13 protein-coding genes are annotated in these 16,155 nt (G+C 55.1%); 9 read left to right on the forward strand and 4 right to left on the reverse strand.

Features of this window, described 5'->3' with window-relative positions; translation table 11 throughout:
• The first annotated feature begins 3 nt into the window (after positions 1–3).
• Genes cyoB through cyoE form a run of 4 tightly spaced genes read left to right on the forward strand, consistent with a single transcriptional unit; the run spans position 4 to position 3,869 of the window.
• Positions 4–2,046 carry a cytochrome o ubiquinol oxidase subunit I gene (gene cyoB / locus ACXUPB_RS05280; RefSeq protein WP_472955769.1) on the forward strand — a complete coding sequence of 681 codons (2,043 nt, stop codon included), beginning with the start codon at positions 4–6 and terminating at the stop codon, positions 2,044–2,046.
• Positions 2,046–2,657, forward strand: coding sequence for a cytochrome o ubiquinol oxidase subunit III (gene cyoC, locus ACXUPB_RS05285; protein ID WP_295712520.1), 612 nt, complete (start codon positions 2,046–2,048; stop codon positions 2,655–2,657). The genes cyoB and cyoC overlap by 1 nt, the downstream gene beginning before the upstream one ends.
• Position 2,658: 1 nt before the next feature.
• Positions 2,659–2,988, forward strand: coding sequence for a cytochrome o ubiquinol oxidase subunit IV (gene cyoD, locus ACXUPB_RS05290; protein ID WP_290696349.1), 330 nt, complete (start codon positions 2,659–2,661; stop codon positions 2,986–2,988).
• Positions 2,946–3,869: a heme o synthase gene (cyoE, locus tag ACXUPB_RS05295; protein ID WP_295712524.1), complete on the forward strand. Its 924-nt coding sequence runs from the start codon at positions 2,946–2,948 to the stop codon at positions 3,867–3,869. The genes cyoD and cyoE overlap by 43 nt, the downstream gene beginning before the upstream one ends.
• An 86-nt stretch (positions 3,870–3,955) precedes the next feature.
• Here the strand turns inward: cyoE and pta are convergent, their stop codons facing one another.
• The gene (pta, locus tag ACXUPB_RS05300; RefSeq protein WP_472955772.1) at positions 3,956–6,139 is read right to left on the reverse strand and encodes a phosphate acetyltransferase; all 2,184 of its coding nucleotides are present in this window, start codon (positions 6,137–6,139) and stop codon (positions 3,956–3,958) included.
• A complete protein-coding gene (locus ACXUPB_RS05305) occupies positions 6,136–7,320 on the reverse strand; it encodes an acetate/propionate family kinase (protein WP_101145908.1) in 1,185 nt (394 codons plus the stop codon). The genes pta and ACXUPB_RS05305 overlap by 4 nt, the downstream gene beginning before the upstream one ends.
• 178 nt (positions 7,321–7,498) lie before the next feature.
• Between ACXUPB_RS05305 and ACXUPB_RS05310 the strand changes: the two genes are divergently transcribed.
• The 4 genes from ACXUPB_RS05310 to ACXUPB_RS05325 all read left to right on the forward strand — a co-directional run bounded on the left by ACXUPB_RS05310 (position 7,499) and on the right by ACXUPB_RS05325 (position 11,090).
• A complete protein-coding gene (locus tag ACXUPB_RS05310; RefSeq protein ID WP_295712533.1) occupies positions 7,499–8,419 on the forward strand; it encodes an EamA family transporter in 921 nt (306 codons plus the stop codon).
• A gap of 201 nt (positions 8,420–8,620) precedes the next feature.
• Positions 8,621–9,682, forward strand: a complete 1,062-nt coding sequence (locus tag ACXUPB_RS05315) for an HlyD family secretion protein (protein WP_295712536.1) — start codon at positions 8,621–8,623, stop codon at positions 9,680–9,682.
• Positions 9,672–10,781 carry a DUF2955 domain-containing protein gene (locus ACXUPB_RS05320; protein ID WP_232774705.1) on the forward strand — a complete coding sequence of 370 codons (1,110 nt, stop codon included), beginning with the start codon at positions 9,672–9,674 and terminating at the stop codon, positions 10,779–10,781. Before ACXUPB_RS05315 ends, ACXUPB_RS05320 begins: the two co-directional genes overlap by 11 nt.
• 123 nt (positions 10,782–10,904) lie before the next feature.
• The gene (locus ACXUPB_RS05325; protein ID WP_280106013.1) at positions 10,905–11,090 is read left to right on the forward strand and encodes a CsbD family protein; all 186 of its coding nucleotides are present in this window, start codon (positions 10,905–10,907) and stop codon (positions 11,088–11,090) included.
• 124 nt (positions 11,091–11,214) lie between these two features.
• Here ACXUPB_RS05325 and ACXUPB_RS05330 read toward each other — a convergent pair whose 3' ends face one another.
• Positions 11,215–12,681: a DASS family sodium-coupled anion symporter gene (locus tag ACXUPB_RS05330; protein ID WP_472955776.1), complete on the reverse strand. Its 1,467-nt coding sequence runs from the start codon at positions 12,679–12,681 to the stop codon at positions 11,215–11,217.
• Positions 12,682–12,886: 205 nt separating this feature from the next.
• Here ACXUPB_RS05330 and ACXUPB_RS05335 point away from each other — a divergent pair, with 205 nt between their 5' ends.
• Positions 12,887–13,966 carry an NAD(P)-dependent alcohol dehydrogenase gene (locus ACXUPB_RS05335; RefSeq protein WP_035559355.1) on the forward strand — a complete coding sequence of 360 codons (1,080 nt, stop codon included), beginning with the start codon at positions 12,887–12,889 and terminating at the stop codon, positions 13,964–13,966.
• A gap of 189 nt (positions 13,967–14,155) precedes the next feature.
• Here the strand turns inward: ACXUPB_RS05335 and ACXUPB_RS05340 are convergent, their stop codons facing one another.
• On the reverse strand, positions 14,156–16,063 hold the full coding sequence (locus ACXUPB_RS05340) for an esterase/lipase family protein (protein WP_045812157.1): 1,908 nt from the start codon (positions 16,061–16,063) through the stop codon (positions 14,156–14,158).
• Between the last annotated feature and the right edge of the window lie 92 nt (positions 16,064–16,155).

The raw sequence follows: 16,155 nt of genomic DNA on the forward strand, positions 1-16,155 counted from the left end.
GCCGTGTTTGGAAAACTCAGTTTAGAATCCATTCCCTACCACGAACCGATCATCATGGTCGTCGCGGCCTTTATGGCCATCGGGGGGATCGCGCTGTTAGGCGCGTTAACGTACTACCGCAAGTGGGGCTGGCTGTGGAACGAGTGGTTTACCTCCGTGGACCACAAAAAGCTCGGTATCATGTACTTTATCGTTGCACTGGTGATGCTGCTACGCGGCTTCTCGGATGCGATTATGATGCGTACCCAGCAGGCCATGGCCGCCGGGGGCGCCGCGGGTTATTTGCCGCCCGAACACTACGATCAGATCTTCACCGCCCACGGCGTGATCATGATCTTCTTTGTCGCCATGCCCATGGTCATCGGCCTGATGAACTTGGTGGTGCCGCTGCAAATTGGCGCCCGCGACGTTGCTTTTCCCTTCCTGAATAACCTGAGTTTCTGGCTGTTTGCCGTCGCCGCGATCTTGGTCAATATCTCGCTGGTGGTGGGGGAGTTCGCCAAAACCGGCTGGCTGGCTTACGCGCCCTTATCGGGGATCGAGTTCAGTCCCGGGGTGGGGGTCGATTACTGGATATGGGCCTTACAAATATCCGGGATAGGCACGACGCTCACCGGTATCAACTTCTTCGTGACAATTCTGAAGATGCGCACCAAAGGCATGACCATGTTCCACATGCCGATCTTCACCTGGACCTCGCTGTGCGCCAACGTGTTGATCATTGCCTCGTTCCCGATTCTGACGGCAACGATTGCGCTGCTAACGCTGGACCGCTATTTCGGTATGCACTTCTTCACCAATGATTTTGGCGGCAACATGATGATGTACGTCAACCTCATCTGGGCGTGGGGCCATCCGGAAGTTTATATCCTGATTCTGCCTGCCTTCGGTGTGTTCTCGGAAGTCATTTCGACCTTTGCCCGTAAGCGGCTGTTTGGTTACATGACCATGGTTTGGGCGACCATCGCGATCACCCTGCTGTCGTTTATTGTTTGGCTGCACCACTTCTTCACCATGGGGGCGGGCGCCAACGTTAATGCCTTCTTTGGCATTATGACGATGATTATCGCCATTCCCACCGGGGTGAAAGTCTTCAATTGGCTGTTCACGATGTTCCGCGGCAGTTTGGAATTAACGTCGCCGGTACTCTGGACATTGGGCTTTATTATTACCTTTACGCTGGGCGGTATGACCGGTGTGATGCTGGCCGTGCCAGCCGCCAACTTCGTGCTGCATAACAGCCTGTTTGTTATCGCTCACTTCCACAACGTCATTATCGGCGGCGTGGTGTTCGGCATGATGGCGGGCCTGACCTTCTGGTTCCCCAAAGCGTTTGGCTTCACGCTGAGCGAGAAATGGGGCAAGCGTTCATTCTGGTGCTGGTTCATTGGCTTCTATGTCGCCTTTATGCCGCTTTACGTGCTGGCCTTCTTTGGTGCCGTACGCCGCATGCAGTCTTACGCGAACCCTGAATGGCAGCCGTGGATGATTCTGGCCTGGGTAGGCGCGGTAATCATCATGATGGGTATCGCCTGCACCGTGATTCAGTTCTGGGTGAGCATCCGCGACCGCAAGCTGAACGCTGATGTGACCGGTGACCCGTGGGATGGCCGTACCTTGGAGTGGTCAACCTCTTCACCCGCGCCGTTTTACAACTTCGCGCGATTGCCGGAAGTGGGCGACATCGACAGCTTCTGGTCGCAGAAAGAGCGCAGTAACGAAGAGCTGGAAGAAGCGCCTTACACTGATATTCATATGCCGCGTAACACCGTTGCTGGCCCTGTCATCAGCTTCTTTGCGCTGATCATCGGTTTTGCCTTGGTATGGCACATCTGGTGGCTGGCCGGGGTAGGCGCTATCGGTGTCTTTGTCAGCTTTATGGCACGGGTGTTTAACGACGATATCGACTACTACGTCTCCGCTGAAGAAGTAGAGCGCATCGAGCGCGCGCACCAGCAACGCGTTAAAAACTCCGACCCTTACAAGTCGTCTGCCGAGGTGGAAGGACGCGACGGTAAGCAACGCTACGTGGAGGTGAATGCGTAATGGCAACGGATACGTTACATCACGAAGGATCGGTCGTGCATCATGAGCATCACGATGCCACAGAAACCAAGCTGTTTGGTTTTTGGGTCTACTTAATGAGCGATTTGGTGATCTTCGGGTCACTCTTCGCTACCTACGCCGTGCTGATGAAAGGCACAGCCGGTGGGCCCACCGCGGCGGAGATTTTTGAACTGCCGTTTGTACTGGTCGAGACATTCCTGCTGTTGTTCAGTAGTTTTACCTTTGGCATGGGCGTGCTGGCGATGAATGCCGAACGCCTGGGTCAGGTGAAAGCATGGCTGGGTATTACGTTCGTGCTGGGCGCGGCGTTCGTGGGCATGGAAATTTACGAATTCCAGCACCTGATTCATGAAGGCTACGGCCCAGATAAGAGCGCGTTTCTTTCATCGTTCTTTACCCTGGTGGGCACCCACGGCTTGCACGTTACCTTTGGTTTGATCTGGATTTTGGTCATGCTGATCCAGCTCTCAACCAAAGGCTTGAACGACATGACCCGGCCAAGGATTCTGTGCCTCAGTCTGTTCTGGCACTTCCTGGATATCGTCTGGATCTGTGTCTTCTCCTTCGTCTACCTGATGGGGGTGCTGTGAGATGAGTCATTCTCCGACTAACCCCACTAATAACCATGGCAGCGTAAAGTCGTATGTGACAGGACTGGTATTGTCGCTGATACTGACCATTATCCCCTTTGGGGTGGTGATGAGTGGCACGCTTAGTGTTCTCACGACTGTCATCGTGGTGGCCGTGACTGCGGTATTGCAGATATTGGTGCAATTGGTCATGTTCATGCATATGAATACCAAAGCCGACGAAGGCTGGAACGTAATGTCCTTCGTCTTCACACTGACGATTCTCGTCTTAGTGGTAGGAGGCTCGCTGTGGATCATGCAGCATCTGCATCTCAACATGATGATCGGCTGATCACGGCACCTAGCCGTTGGCGGGATCTGCTCGAACTGACCAAACCCGGCATTATCGGGGGTAACCTGATTGCCACCCTGGGCGGCTACTTTCTTGCCGCACAGGGGCAGTTCGAGTGGCTCAGCTTTGTCTCGGTCATGGTGGGCATTGCATTAATCATCGCGTCGGGCTGTGCGTGTAACAACGTCATCGACCGCGATATTGATGCACTGATGGCGCGTACCCGCCATCGCCCGCTGGTCAGGGGCAGCATCTCCATCACCCAGGCATTGGGCGTTTCGGCGCTGCTGGGTGTGTCGGGGGTGGTGTGCCTGGCGCTGGGAACCAACGGATTAACCGTGGCGTTGGCAGTGATTGGCTGGGGCGTGTATGTGGGTCTTTATAGCCTTTACATGAAGCGCCGCTCCGAATACGGCACCTTGGTCGGCAGCCTTTCGGGTGCCATGCCGCCGGTGGTGGGGTACTGCGCCGTGACGGGGCAGTTCGACAGTGGCGCTATCATGCTACTGGTGATTTTTTGCCTGTGGCAGATGCCGCACTCTTATGCCATCGCGATCTTCCGCTACGCCGATTATCGCCGCGCCTCGATCCCGGTGTTGCCGGTGGTGCGCGGGGTGAAAATGGCCAAGCACCATATTCTGGGCTATATCGTGGCGTTTATTCCTGCCTCGCTGGCGCTGGGATTGGCCAGCCAAGCAGGAGCCGGATATCTCTGCGTGGCGCTGACCATGGGCGGCTACTGGCTCTACTTGGCACTGCGCGGCTATCGTTTAGACGACGATGTCCGCTGGGCCAAGAAAGTGTTTGGCGTCTCTATCCTCACTATCACCGCGATGAGTTTGGTCATGGTGCTGGAGGCGATGGTGCCGATGTGGGTCTAGGCCTCACACAGTGTTAAGTCGTTAATAAAAGGCCCCGAGCAGTTATCTGCTCGGGGCGTTTTTATGGGCGGAAGCGTTTCTGTTACTCAGCTTTCCCGCTGGCTGGCCTGAATTGCGGTTAGCGCAATGGTGTAAACGATATCGTCGACCAGTGCGCCGCGGGAAAGATCATTCACCGGCTTGTTTAAGCCTTGCAGCATGGGGCCAACGCTGATGACGCGGGCGCTACGCTGCACTGCTTTGTAAGTAGTATTGCCGGTGTTGAGGTCGGGGAATACAAACACGGTTGCTTTACCCGCGACCGGCGAGTCGGGGGCTTTCTGTTTGCCCACGCTCTCGATTGCAGCGGCGTCGTACTGAAGCGGGCCGTCGATGGCCAGGTGCGGCGCGCGCTCTTTAGCAATGCGAGTGGCTTCGCGGACTTTATCCACATCCGCACCGGTGCCGGAGTCGCCGGTGGAGTAGCTGATCATGGCGACGCGTGGCTCGATACCGAAGGCTTCAGCGGAGCGGGCGCTTTGCAGGGCGATTTCGGCCAGGGTTTCAGCATCGGGGTCGGGGTTCACTGCGCAGTCGCCGTAGACCACCACCTGTTCGGGCAGCAGCATAAAGAAGATCGACGAGACTTGGTTATACTCTGGCGCGGTTTTAATCAGCTGAAACGCTGGCCGCACGGTATTGGCGGTGGTATGGAGGGCGCCAGAAACCAGCCCATCGACTTCATCCAGCTGCAGCATCATGGTGCCGAGCACCACGTTGTCTTGTAACTGCGCTTCGGCGGTTAGCTCGTTGAGCTTGCCACGACGGCGCTCGACCATCGGGGCAATATAGCGTGCGCGGCTGCTTTCGGGGTCAATAATCGTTAACTCTTCGGGCAGAGTAAGTCCGCGGTTGCGAGCAACGCTTTCAATATCGTCACGCTTGCCCAGCAGTACGCAGTCGGCAATGCCGCGGCGCTGGCAGATGATGGCCGCTTCGACGGTGCGTGGCTCATCCCCTTCCGGCAGTACTACGCGCTTTTTAGCCGCCTGGGCAAGTTTAACCAACTGGTGGCGAAACGCCGACGGCGACAGGCGACGGGTATAACCGCGGCTTAGGCGGGATTTCAGCCACTCAAGATCGATATGAGCCGCCACATAACGGGCCACCTGTTCAGCGCGCTCGAAATCGTCCATGGGGATTTCGCTGCTTAACTGGCTCAAGTTCTGGGCCGTGGTCAGGCTGTCAGTCTCTACCGCCAATACCGGCAGACCCGTTTTGAGCGCTGGGCGGCACATCTCGATCATGTTGTCGTTAGGCATAAAGCCGTTGGTCAACAGTACGCCCGCTAGCTGAATGCCGTTCATGGTCGCGAGCGCCGAGGCCAGAACCACATCGTCACGGTCGCCGGAGGCCACTACCAGGCTACCAGGGGTAAAAATATGCAGCGCGTTGGCCGCACTGCGGGCGCAGAGGCTGGTGGAGAGTACCCGGCGGCTGGCCGCCTCGCCTTCGTTGAGCAGCTTGGCGTTAAGCGCGCGGGCCACATCCAGGGTGCGCGGGGCGCTAAGCGTTTTGCTGTAAGGCACCACGCCAATCAGGTGGAATTTATCGGTTGCCAGGGCAGGGGAGTATTGACGTAGCTCAGCCAGCACCGACTCTTCCAACTGCGGTTTGAAGGTGCCCGGCGCGGCAGAAAGATCGTCTTCCTGGGCGTAGGGCAGGTTCTTCATGCGCATCAAAATGCCGCCCAGGGTGCGGCTGGAGCTAACCCCACCAAAGCTGCGGGCGTGCATATCAAGCTGTTCGGCCAGCGCCTGGGGCTCGTTTAAATCACCGGTGCCGACGAGAATAATTCGCGCATTAAGCGCGTTGGCGAGCTGTGCGTTAGTTTGGGTGGCGTAGGTAGTGTGCTGGGTGGGTACTACGCCCTCTACCACGACTAAGTCTAGGGTGCTGCCATCGCGGTGGGCCTGCTGAACGACTTGCTCATAGAGTTCGACGGCGTTCTCCATTAGCTCATCGGTTTGGTCGTCGCGCAGCAAACGCTCCAGGCGTGCCTGGGAAATCGGCGACGGCGGGCGCTGGTTAAGTGCCCGGGAAACCAACGCGGTTGAGCGATCCAAACCTGGGCCGTTCAGCTCGTTCTGCATAAACGGCTTTAAAAAACCGGCTTTGAGGCCGATGGTATCCAGCGCTTGAATCAACCCCAGGCAGGCCGAAGTAAGCCCGACGCCCTGGCTGGTGGGCACTAGTAGAATAGCTTGTGGCTGTTCGGGGGGAAGCGTCATGCATTTGACTCCAAGCAGTGACGAGTTTCCATGGCAATACGCCCCTCTTCATCGGTAGGAATCACCCACACCTGGGGGCCTTGGTGACCAGCGCTATCCAACTTGCCCTCTTTGCCACGGATAGTCGCTTCGTTCGCGTCGTTATCCAAGGCAAAGCCAAAGTGGGGCATAAGCGACAGCACACGGCGACGCACAATAGGCGAGTTCTCACCGATGCCACCGGTGAAAATAATCCCATCAAGCTGGGGCAGTGCGCAGGAGAGCGCCGCCAGCGATTTAGCAATCCGGTAGCAGAATACTTCCACCGCCAACTGCGCAGCGGTGTGCCCCTGTTCAGCAGCCTCTTCAACTTCGCGCATATCGTTGGTCAAGCCTGACAGTCCCAGTAGGCCGCTCTCTTTATTGAGCACGTTGTCAATTTTGTCTAACGACCAGCCCAGTTGGCGGTGCAGATGGGCGTGCAGGCCGGGGTCAACGTCGCCACTGCGGGTGCCCATCACCAAGCCTTCCAGTGGCGTCAGGCCCATGCTGGTATCCTGGCTTTGATTGTTCCAAACCGCGCTGGTGGAGCAGCCATTGCCAAGGTGGGCGGTCAGCCAGCCGCCTGCATCGCGGCCGCTCAACTCGCCTGCGCGCTGGCTAACGTAAGCGTGGCTGGTGCCATGAAAGCCATAGCGGCGAATGCCATGCTCAGCATAGAGGCTTTCAGGTAGGGCGTAACGGTACGCTCGCGGCGGCATGGTTTGGTGGAAAGCGGTATCAAACACTGCCACCTGGGGCAACTCAGGAAAAACATTTCGGGTCGCCGCAATACCCGCTAAATTCGCTGGGTTGTGCAGTGGGGCAAGCGCTGCGGTGGTTTGGATAGCCGCGATAACATTGTCGTCAATAAGGGCGGCTTGGGTGAAGTGCTCACCACCATGCACGATGCGATGGCCCACCGCCGCTGGCAGGCGACCCTCCATGCGCTCAAGTATGGCATTCAGTGCTTGGGTATGGTCAGCGCCTGGAAGTGGCTGATTAAAACGTTCCCCTGCGCTGTTTTTGCCTTTTAAACGCGCCTCCTCGCTACCTAGGCGCTCTGCTATGCCCTCAAGTCGCGGTGCCTGAGGATCAGCATCAATCAGCGCGTATTTGATAGAAGAAGAGCCGCAGTTAATGACCAGCACCGGTGCGTTCATAAAAACCTTTCCACTAGGAGGTTAGTGAGCAAATGGGTAGACTTTAGTTTAACATGCTGCGCTGCGGAAAAGCAGCGCCAGTATTTCGTTAGCCTTCTATGCAAAAGCTTGGCATGCTGGATTCTTTACCTATCTACTTACACCCACTCTAGACCTTCTAACGAGCCATACCGTTCCTATGTCAGCATCCCCATTGCCCAAACTATTGCCGCGTCATTTAGCGATTTTGCTAATGATGACCGTCGCCACTATGTTCGCCGCTAACCACGTGTCGGCGCGCTTAGCGTTTGATAATGGCACGGGGCTGCTGCTAGCCGTTTTAACCCGTTCAGGAGTGGCTTGCCTAATCCTGCTAGCGCTGGTCATCGTGCAGCGAAAGCGCCTATGGCTGCCCGCTGGCTCATGGCCGTGGCAGCTCTCGGTGGGGCTGCTGATTGCGGTTCAAAGCGTCAGTTTATACTCGGCAGTGGCAAGGCTGCCGGTGGTGATTGCGCTACTGCTGGTGAATACCTTCCCGATTCAATTGGCCCTGCTCAGTTGGGCGCTGGGTGGTCCGCGCCCAACGCTGCGTAGCTGCCTGATTATGGGCACGATTTTAATCGGCTTACTGGTGGTGCTGGATATTCCCTCATGGATTGCCAGCGCCGATGGAATGGGGCCGGGTTGGATAGCAGGCATTGGGTTTGGGCTATTGGCGGCCTTCGTATTTGCCTGCGCGCTGTGGGTCACTGAGCACCGCCTCGCCGGGGTCGGCAGTACTCTGCGCAGCCTGCTGACCATGCAAACGGTGTTTATAGTGATGCTCATTGGTGGCATCGCCGGTGTGGTGCCTGGGGGAATGAGCCTGCCTGATAACAGTACCGGCTGGCTGGGTCTGACGCTTCTCGGTCTACTGTATGGTTCGGCGTTTTCAACACTGTTTATTTTTGTGCCGCGGCTGGATATGGCGCGCAATGCGCCGGTGATGAATATCGAGCCGGTTGCCTCCCTGGTGCTCGGTTACTTTGTATTGGGGCAAATGCTTAGCCCTGGCCAGTTGGTGGGTGGGGCAGTCGTCGTAAGCGGTATTGTCGTGCTGAGTTTATCCAAGGGGCGGTAATCATCTTCGTGTGATTTATTCAATATAAAGCCCTGTGGCCAATTGGTTATGGGGTTTTTTATTGTCGTCATTTAATAAGCATATTGTTAGCGTGCTAATTAATAGTTAGACTAAAGTCTTTCGTGCTATTCCCTATACGATACGTGCCCGTTGAGAGGCGCTGGCCAGGTGGTTGCCTGGTGACTAACAAGTGAGCTCTGCATGACCCCTGATCAAACATTTGCCCGCTGGGTAAAGCTAGCTATAGCTGCTTTTTTACTACTTTTTATCTATTTTCTGGTGGCCGATAGCTTTATGCCCATGACGCCGGAGGCGAGGGTGATGCGGCCGGTAACACGTATAGCGCCAGAGCTCAGTGGCCCAGTAAGCGAGGTGTTGGTGAGTGATCACCAGCATGTAGCCAAAGGTGATGTGTTGTTTCGGATCGACCCGGCGCCGTTTCGCTTAGCCGTTGAACAGGCTCAGCTTAATCGCGAGCAGGCCGAACTGGAGAATGCCCAGTTGGAAGCAGAGCTAACCTCTGCCCAAGCGGAGCTGGCCTCCGCTGAGGCCACGGCCGCCGAGCGGCAGGGTGAACTTCATCGCGCCGAAACCCTAGTGGTGCAGCAGAGTGTATCCCGCCAACAGTACGAACAGCAGGTGGCTGCTGAGCGCACCGCACAGGCTGGCGTAGCGGCAGCCAGAGCTAAAATTGTCAGCCTGGAAGTGCAGTTGGGCGATGCTGGTGAGACAAACCTGCGTTTGCGTCAAGCAGATAATGCGCTCTCGCAGGCACAGTTGGATCTTGCCCATACCCAGGTGCGCGCCGCGCAAGCCGGGCGGGTTGCCAATCTGCAGCTAGGTGTAGGTGACTTCGTTCAGGCGGGGCAGCCAGCGGTAGCGGTAGTGGCGGATGGGATAGATATCATTGCTGATTTTCGTGAAAAAAGCCTGCGCCATGTGGCTCCCAGCGATGCCGCGCAAGTGGTGTTTGATGCCTGGCCGGGTCAGGTATTTGATGCGCAAGTGCTTGCCATGGAGGCCGGTGTTCTCGAAGGGCAGTTGGCCGCCAATGGTCAGCTCGCCGATATTTCCACCACCGACCGCTGGGTACGCGATGCCCAGCGTATGCGCGTACACCTAGCGCTTACCCAGCCAATCGTGAATTTATTACCCAGCGGTGCACGCGCCACGGTGCAGCTTCAGCCCGGTGATACTGCCTTGGCGAAGCCATTTGTGTGGTTACAGGCGCATCTGATCAGTTGGCTGCACTATGTTTATTAAAATCAGTTCTAGGTCTATAAAAAATAGGCTTCCCAGATTGCGGTCTTCGAGCGTAGCGACAACTAAGCGCAAGCCCGAACTCTCAAAGAATGGCCTGCGTCAGTGCTTTAGAGTCGCCGGGGGTGGCTTGCTAGGATTTGTGGTCAGCCAATTGATGGGGTGGAACTACGGGGTGTTTTTTACCGTTTTTCCGATGTTTTTACTGGGTATGGTGCCGATTCTTAACGGCCATATCATTCGCCAGTTTTTAGCTAATATATCGATCAACGTGCTCGAAGTTAGTCTGGTGGTGGGCTTGCTCAAGCATATGCCGGTAGTGATGACTTTGGCCGTAATGGGCATTTTTCTATTTCGCTTTAACCTGATGGCGAAGGGGCCACTGTTTCTATTTGGCGCCAATGGCGTACTGACGCTCAGTATTTTGCTGCACTTTGCCAGCTACACCAATGTGGACTTGAGCGATTTACTCGCCTGTAATCTCGTCGCCAGTGGTCTGGCGGTATTTATTGCCATGCTGATGCATACGCTGTTTCCCGACGTGGAAGCACGCAAGCCGCCGCCACGGGTTACCAAAACATCCTCGCAAATTCGCCATGAAACCTTAATGGGTGGGTTAACTGCCACGCTCTCATTTGTGGTGTTTCAGGTATTCGATTTGCAGGGCTCACTGTCTGCGCAAATGGCCACCATTCTGGTGCTGTTTACGCTGGGCTACTCTGGAGCGAAAGTATCAGCCGCCAAGCGAGCGGTAGGAACGTTGTTAGGGTGTAACTTGGCGCTACTCATGCAGCTACTTCTTTATACCCAAAGTCACCATTTTTTGCTGGTGGTGTTGCTCTACTGGCTGGGGCTCATGCTCTTCGCTCGGGAGCATATTCATGAAGGCGGTGGCTCGGGAATCGGCTTTGGCGGGATGACCACCCTGGGGATTCTGTTTGGCCAGTCGCTGGGCCCGCAGCAGGACCTGGTGTATAGCGCCCTCTATCGCTTCTCTTCGATGAGCATTGCTCTGGTCCTTACACTGCTGACCTTAGCTTGCTTGCATTTTGCGTTTAACCGCTGGACGCCTACGCGTTTACCCGCGAGCAACTTGCCATAAATTAATTAGCGCAACTTTTTTAATAAAGGCTACTCTGATGAATGTGTCGACGTGTGATTAGCCGTGTTACTCGCACCTTTCACACACGGCGTTTTCCCTACTAACGGATTAGAGGTGTTCGTCATGACAACGGGTAAAGATGATAAAGCTAAAGGCGCAGGCAACAAAGCAGCAGGCAAAGTGAAAGAAGCCGCGGGCAAGGCGACGGGTAGTCATAAAACAGAAGCCAAAGGTAAGGCCCAGCAGGCGAAAGGCGAACTGCAAAAAGGCAAAGGCGAAGCCAAGGAGAGCCAGAAAAAACAGCGCTAGTGCTAGTTATGGAATACTGATACCAACAGGGGGCTTCGGCCCCCTGTTGGTGTTTATGAGCTCGGAAATTACTGTATCTCACCTTCAGTACTGAAGCATTGGGCAATAGCTTTGAAAGCCTTCCTTAGTAGTGACCCAGTAATTTCCACCACAAACCGCCGACAATTACCCAGATCACAAGATTGACCACGCTCATAATAAAGCCCGCTTTCCACCACTCGCCCAGCGTTAGGTAGCCCGACCCAAAAATGACGGGCGACGTGCCAGTGGCGTAGTGAGTTAAGGTCATCATGATGGAGGAGGTGGCGGCCATGATAAGCACAAACGGCATGGGCGGTGCGCCGAGTGTTAACCCAACGGTAAGAAAAGCCGCCATCATGGCAGTAATATGTGCGGTGGTGCTGGCAAAGAAGTAGTGAGTGTAGAGGAAAGTCAGCACTAGCAAGGCCGATGCTCCCATCCAGCCGATGCCCATCATGGTGATCCAGTCTTGCATATTGGTGGAAAACCAATCGATCAAGCCCGTCTGGTTGAGCTGGGTCGCCATCATAATTAGGGCGCCGAACCAGAGCAGGGTATCCCAAGCGTTCTTTTCTGCCAGTACATCATCCCAGGTTAATACGCCGGTCAGCAGCAGTATCGATAGCCCAATAAACGCGGAGGTGGTGGTATTGAGGGTGACCGAGTCGCCCATAAATAGCGCCGGTATATCTGCCCACAGCAGCAATAGTACCAAGAAGACAAACAGCATAATGCCTTCATCCCGGCTGATCTTCCCCATTTCGGCAAGTTTGTCCCGTGCCATCTGCGTGGCGTGTGGAGTCTGTTTAATGTCCGGTGGATAAAGCAGGTAAAGAATATAGGGCATGGCCAGAATGGCGACCAAACCAGGAAGTAGCATGGCGAGCGCCCAGGTCATCCAGCTCAGTTGGATTTCCGCCCCTGTAGCGATGGAAATTAGCTCCACGGTCAGTGGGTTGGGAGCAGTGGCAGTGACAAACATTGCTGAAGTAATCGGGTTGCTGTGATAGTTCACCAGTGCCAAATATTTGCCGATTTTGCTCGAAGTGCCGTCTTCCGGCCGTGAGTCAAAACCTTTAGCAATAGAGCGCATGATGGGGTGCATGATTCCGCCGCCGCGAGCGGTATTGCTGGGAGTAACCGGTGCAATGCAAAGCTCTGAAAACGCCAAACTATAGCCGATCCCCAGCGTCTTCTTGCCGAAGATGGAGATAAAATAGTAACCGATGCGGGCTCCTAGCCCTGTCTTGATTAGCCCCCGAGAGATCATAATCGAGATGGCAATTAACCAGATCAGCGAGTTGGAGTAGCTGCTTAAAGCATCGTTAATGGCGGTACCTGGGTTGTCGCTGGTCACCCCGCTCGCCGCCACAATCGCAATGGCAATAATTGAGATGGCCCCTATGGGCATTGCCTTACCAATAATCGCGGCAATCGTCCCCACGAAAATTGCCAGCATCAGCCAAGCGTCCGAAGTGAGACCCTCCGGCAGTGGAATAGCCAGCCATATCAGTAGAGTGATCGCCACCGCAATAGCGGTTGGCAAGGGCTTGAAAGGTAGCGTCGGCATCGTGGAACCCTATAGTAAGTAGGTGGCTGCGGTACGCTCACAGGCAATAAAGCAGTGCTTGAGTGGCTACTTAAGTCTAGAGCGGATGGGCGCTTGGCAACTTGCCTCACGTCAATTCGAAGCTTGATCTAGCGCAATCATTTCCGCTTCCAACTATGCCTTAATGGTGAGGTGCCATTGACTCCCCTCACTGAGGAAGCGACCCATGCCTACCATGATGAAAGCGGCCATCTTCGTTGAACCCGGCCGTATCGAAATTGACGATAAACCCATCCCCGAGATTGGCCCCAACGATGCCCTGATGCGCGTGACCACCACCACGATCTGCGGCACCGATATCCATATCCTGAAAGGTGAGTACCCGGTGGAGCGTGGCCTGACCATTGGCCATGAACCCGTGGGCGTGATCGAAAAACTGGGGGCCAACGTAAAAGGCTACCAGGAAGGCCAGCGGGTAATTGCTGGCGCCATTTGCCCCAGCTTTACTTCTTACGCCTGCCAGGATGATTGCTGCTCACAAGATGGCGGCCACCACGGCCACGGGTATAAACCGATGGGCGGCTGGCGCTTTGGTAACACCATCGATGGTGCCCAGGCCGAGTACCTGCTGGTACCGGATGCCCAGGCTAACCTATCGCCAGTGCCGGATGGCCTAACCGACGAACAGGTGCTGATGTGCCCGGACATTATGTCCACCGGTTTTGCCGGTGCCGAAGCCGCCGGTATCAAAATCGGCGACACGGTGGTGGTCTTCGCCCAAGGGCCGATTGGCCTATGCGCCACGGCGGGGGCGCGGCTGCGTGGGGCCGGGATGATCATTGCGGTAGACGGGGTTGATGAGCGTTTGGCCATGGCCAAGCAGATGGGCGCGGACGTAACGCTGGATTTCCGCAAGGTGGATGTGGTCGAGGAAATTCTCAAGCTCACCGGCGGGCGCGGCGTCGACTCCGCGATTGAAGCGCTTGGCCTGCAACAGACCTTTGAATCCGCCCTGCGGGTGTTAAAACCCGGCGGAACGCTCTCCAGCCTGGGCGTTTACTCCCAAGACCTAACGATTCCGCTGAGCGCTTTCTGTGCTGGCCTCGGCGACCATAAGATTATCACTTCGCTATGCCCCGGTGGTAAAGAGCGCATGCGCAGGCTGATGAGCATCATCGACGCCGGTCGGTTGGATCTTGGGCCCATGGTCACCCACCGCTATGCGCTGGAGAATATCGTCGAAGCCTACGATCTCTTCGCCCACCAGCGAGACGGCGTATTGAAAGTGGCGCTTGAGGTCTCCTGAGGTTCAAAGCTAAGATTGATGTTCAGCAGCAAGGCTGTTCTTCAGTAGGAGGTGTGCTCAGCTCACGCCTCCTGGTACAGTACTCTGCTTTTGTGGCGAAATTTCTCCGCCCGTTCTTTTATACCTGTCATCATTGCTTATCTGCGCAGAGCACTAGGCAGTGGTGGTAAGACGCAGCTGGGTTGAATTTCAATTACTATATTCGGTTAGGTCTTGATGCAAGATACGCCTGATTTCCAGAATCGCTTGGGCCGTTTCCTGGACGCTGTGCCCAGCGATAAACACTTTTTCTGATATGGCTCCCGGCAAATGTGCGCTGGCGTACGGCACTATCCCATCATCTGAAACCTCTAACGGTACACTGGTGTCACGCTGGGCAATGATAGAATGGTAGTGAACTTGAGGGGAGATAGGCAGATTGGCCGTTGCTCTAATGAACGGATCTGCCTCACTCAAATTATCGATACTGTTGGGAAGGCGCAGGTATGCCCCATCTGATTCGGCGTCAGTATTAGCCAGAGCCCTGATGACATCGTCGAACTCTTCCAGCAGGGTGAGTGGTAGACGAACGAAACGAGCGACTGCTCTCCCTAGACGATTACCGGCCACCGGTGTGCCGCGATGTGGTGCTGCGATGAAAATTGCTCGTTTTATCTCTGGTAGCGATTCGAAACGTAGTAGGGGGGCTAGGCGTTGTTGGGCGAGCTGCCTATGTGCCTTTGGCAATTGGCGTTGTTCCACGAATTCGCTCCACAACCTACCTTGGCTAGAAGAGACCATCAGGCGCGCCAATACACCCCCCATGCTATGGCCAATTAGAACGATACCTTGTGAAGCCAGCGTTTCTGTGGTGGGGTCAAGTTCCAGTAGTGTTTCATTCACAGTGCGTCGTATCGCCGTATGATTAATCGGCAGTGGCATATTGGTAGGGTAGTAGATTTGCCATACCTGAAAATGTTGCCGCAGGCTCTCATCGCCCAGCACTTCATTAGCTACATTTACCCAGGCTTCGGGACTACTGCCAAGGCCATGCAGCATGAGGATGATGCGTCGCTCAGGATCGAAGGGCTGCATCATATAAAGGTGTGGTCGGTTGATACCTTGGCTGTGGCCTAGCAGAGAGCGTATGGCCTGACGCGAAAAGCCTGAATGCGCCAGCCATAGTCCATAGCCCGCAGTGAAATTTGCGGCTAGGGGAATCTGTTGCCCATGCAACTGTATGCTGGCGTCTTGGTAGGGGTCTCTTACGATCACCTCTAGTGATTGAGTCGATAGCACCTGAGCTAAATCCTCACCGGAAAAATGGATTAGTGCGGTGAGTGCCGGAAAAGGCATTTCGCTATAAGGTCGAGCGCGATGAAGCGCGAGGCTATCGTCTATTACCGCGACCAGTTCGGCACCAAAGCCGTCACGGCGATAAGTGCTACGCAAGCCGGAAAAGACCAGTGAAGATGCTGGAACTAGGTTCTCGGGTAAGTCGATGTCGCCGGCGAAGCGTACGCCGGTGAAGTCGGTTGTAACCTTCCAGCCAGAAAGCCTAGGCGTATCCAAAGAATAGGAGCGGCTTTTATCTTCAATGGCTGAGAGATTCTGTTGAAAAAGCCATGAAACAATCTGTTGAACTGAATAGTTATAATAGTCGCGTACTTGTATCTGACGATCTTCGAAGGCGCGTTCCCCAGGAGATCGTTCGGAGAAAAACAAGTAAGCATAAGTATGTCTGGCAACCTCAATCCAAGCGTAAATGTCAGCCTCGGTACTCGGGATATCACTTGATGATCCTGCTTTTGACATCGCTTCTTGAAGCCACAGTTCTGCCAGTGCGGAAAGTCTGCGTTCTTCAGCTATGCCAGCGGTGCTGGATAATATATCTATACAGTTTTGGGAGTGCTCACGACATCTCCCTTCATCCAGCCCGATAACTTTGATGGTTTCCTGGGTAGCTGCGCTTAGCTCGCCACTGGTAAGCAGGTCTCCGCGTTTAAGCGCGATATACTCACCAGGGCTAAGCGAAGAGACGCCAACCATGGCACAACCATTCACTATTAGGATAATAAGTAGCGTGTTGAGTAAGGTGATAAGCTTAGCTGGTTTCACAACGACACCTTATTAATCGGTCATGTGGCGCTTTCGGGGCGATTTTTAGTGAATGAACTTTACCTACAGTTAACGGTGATTTGGGAGTCAAC

This window comes from Vreelandella sp. DA03-1M, assembly GCF_055725665.1.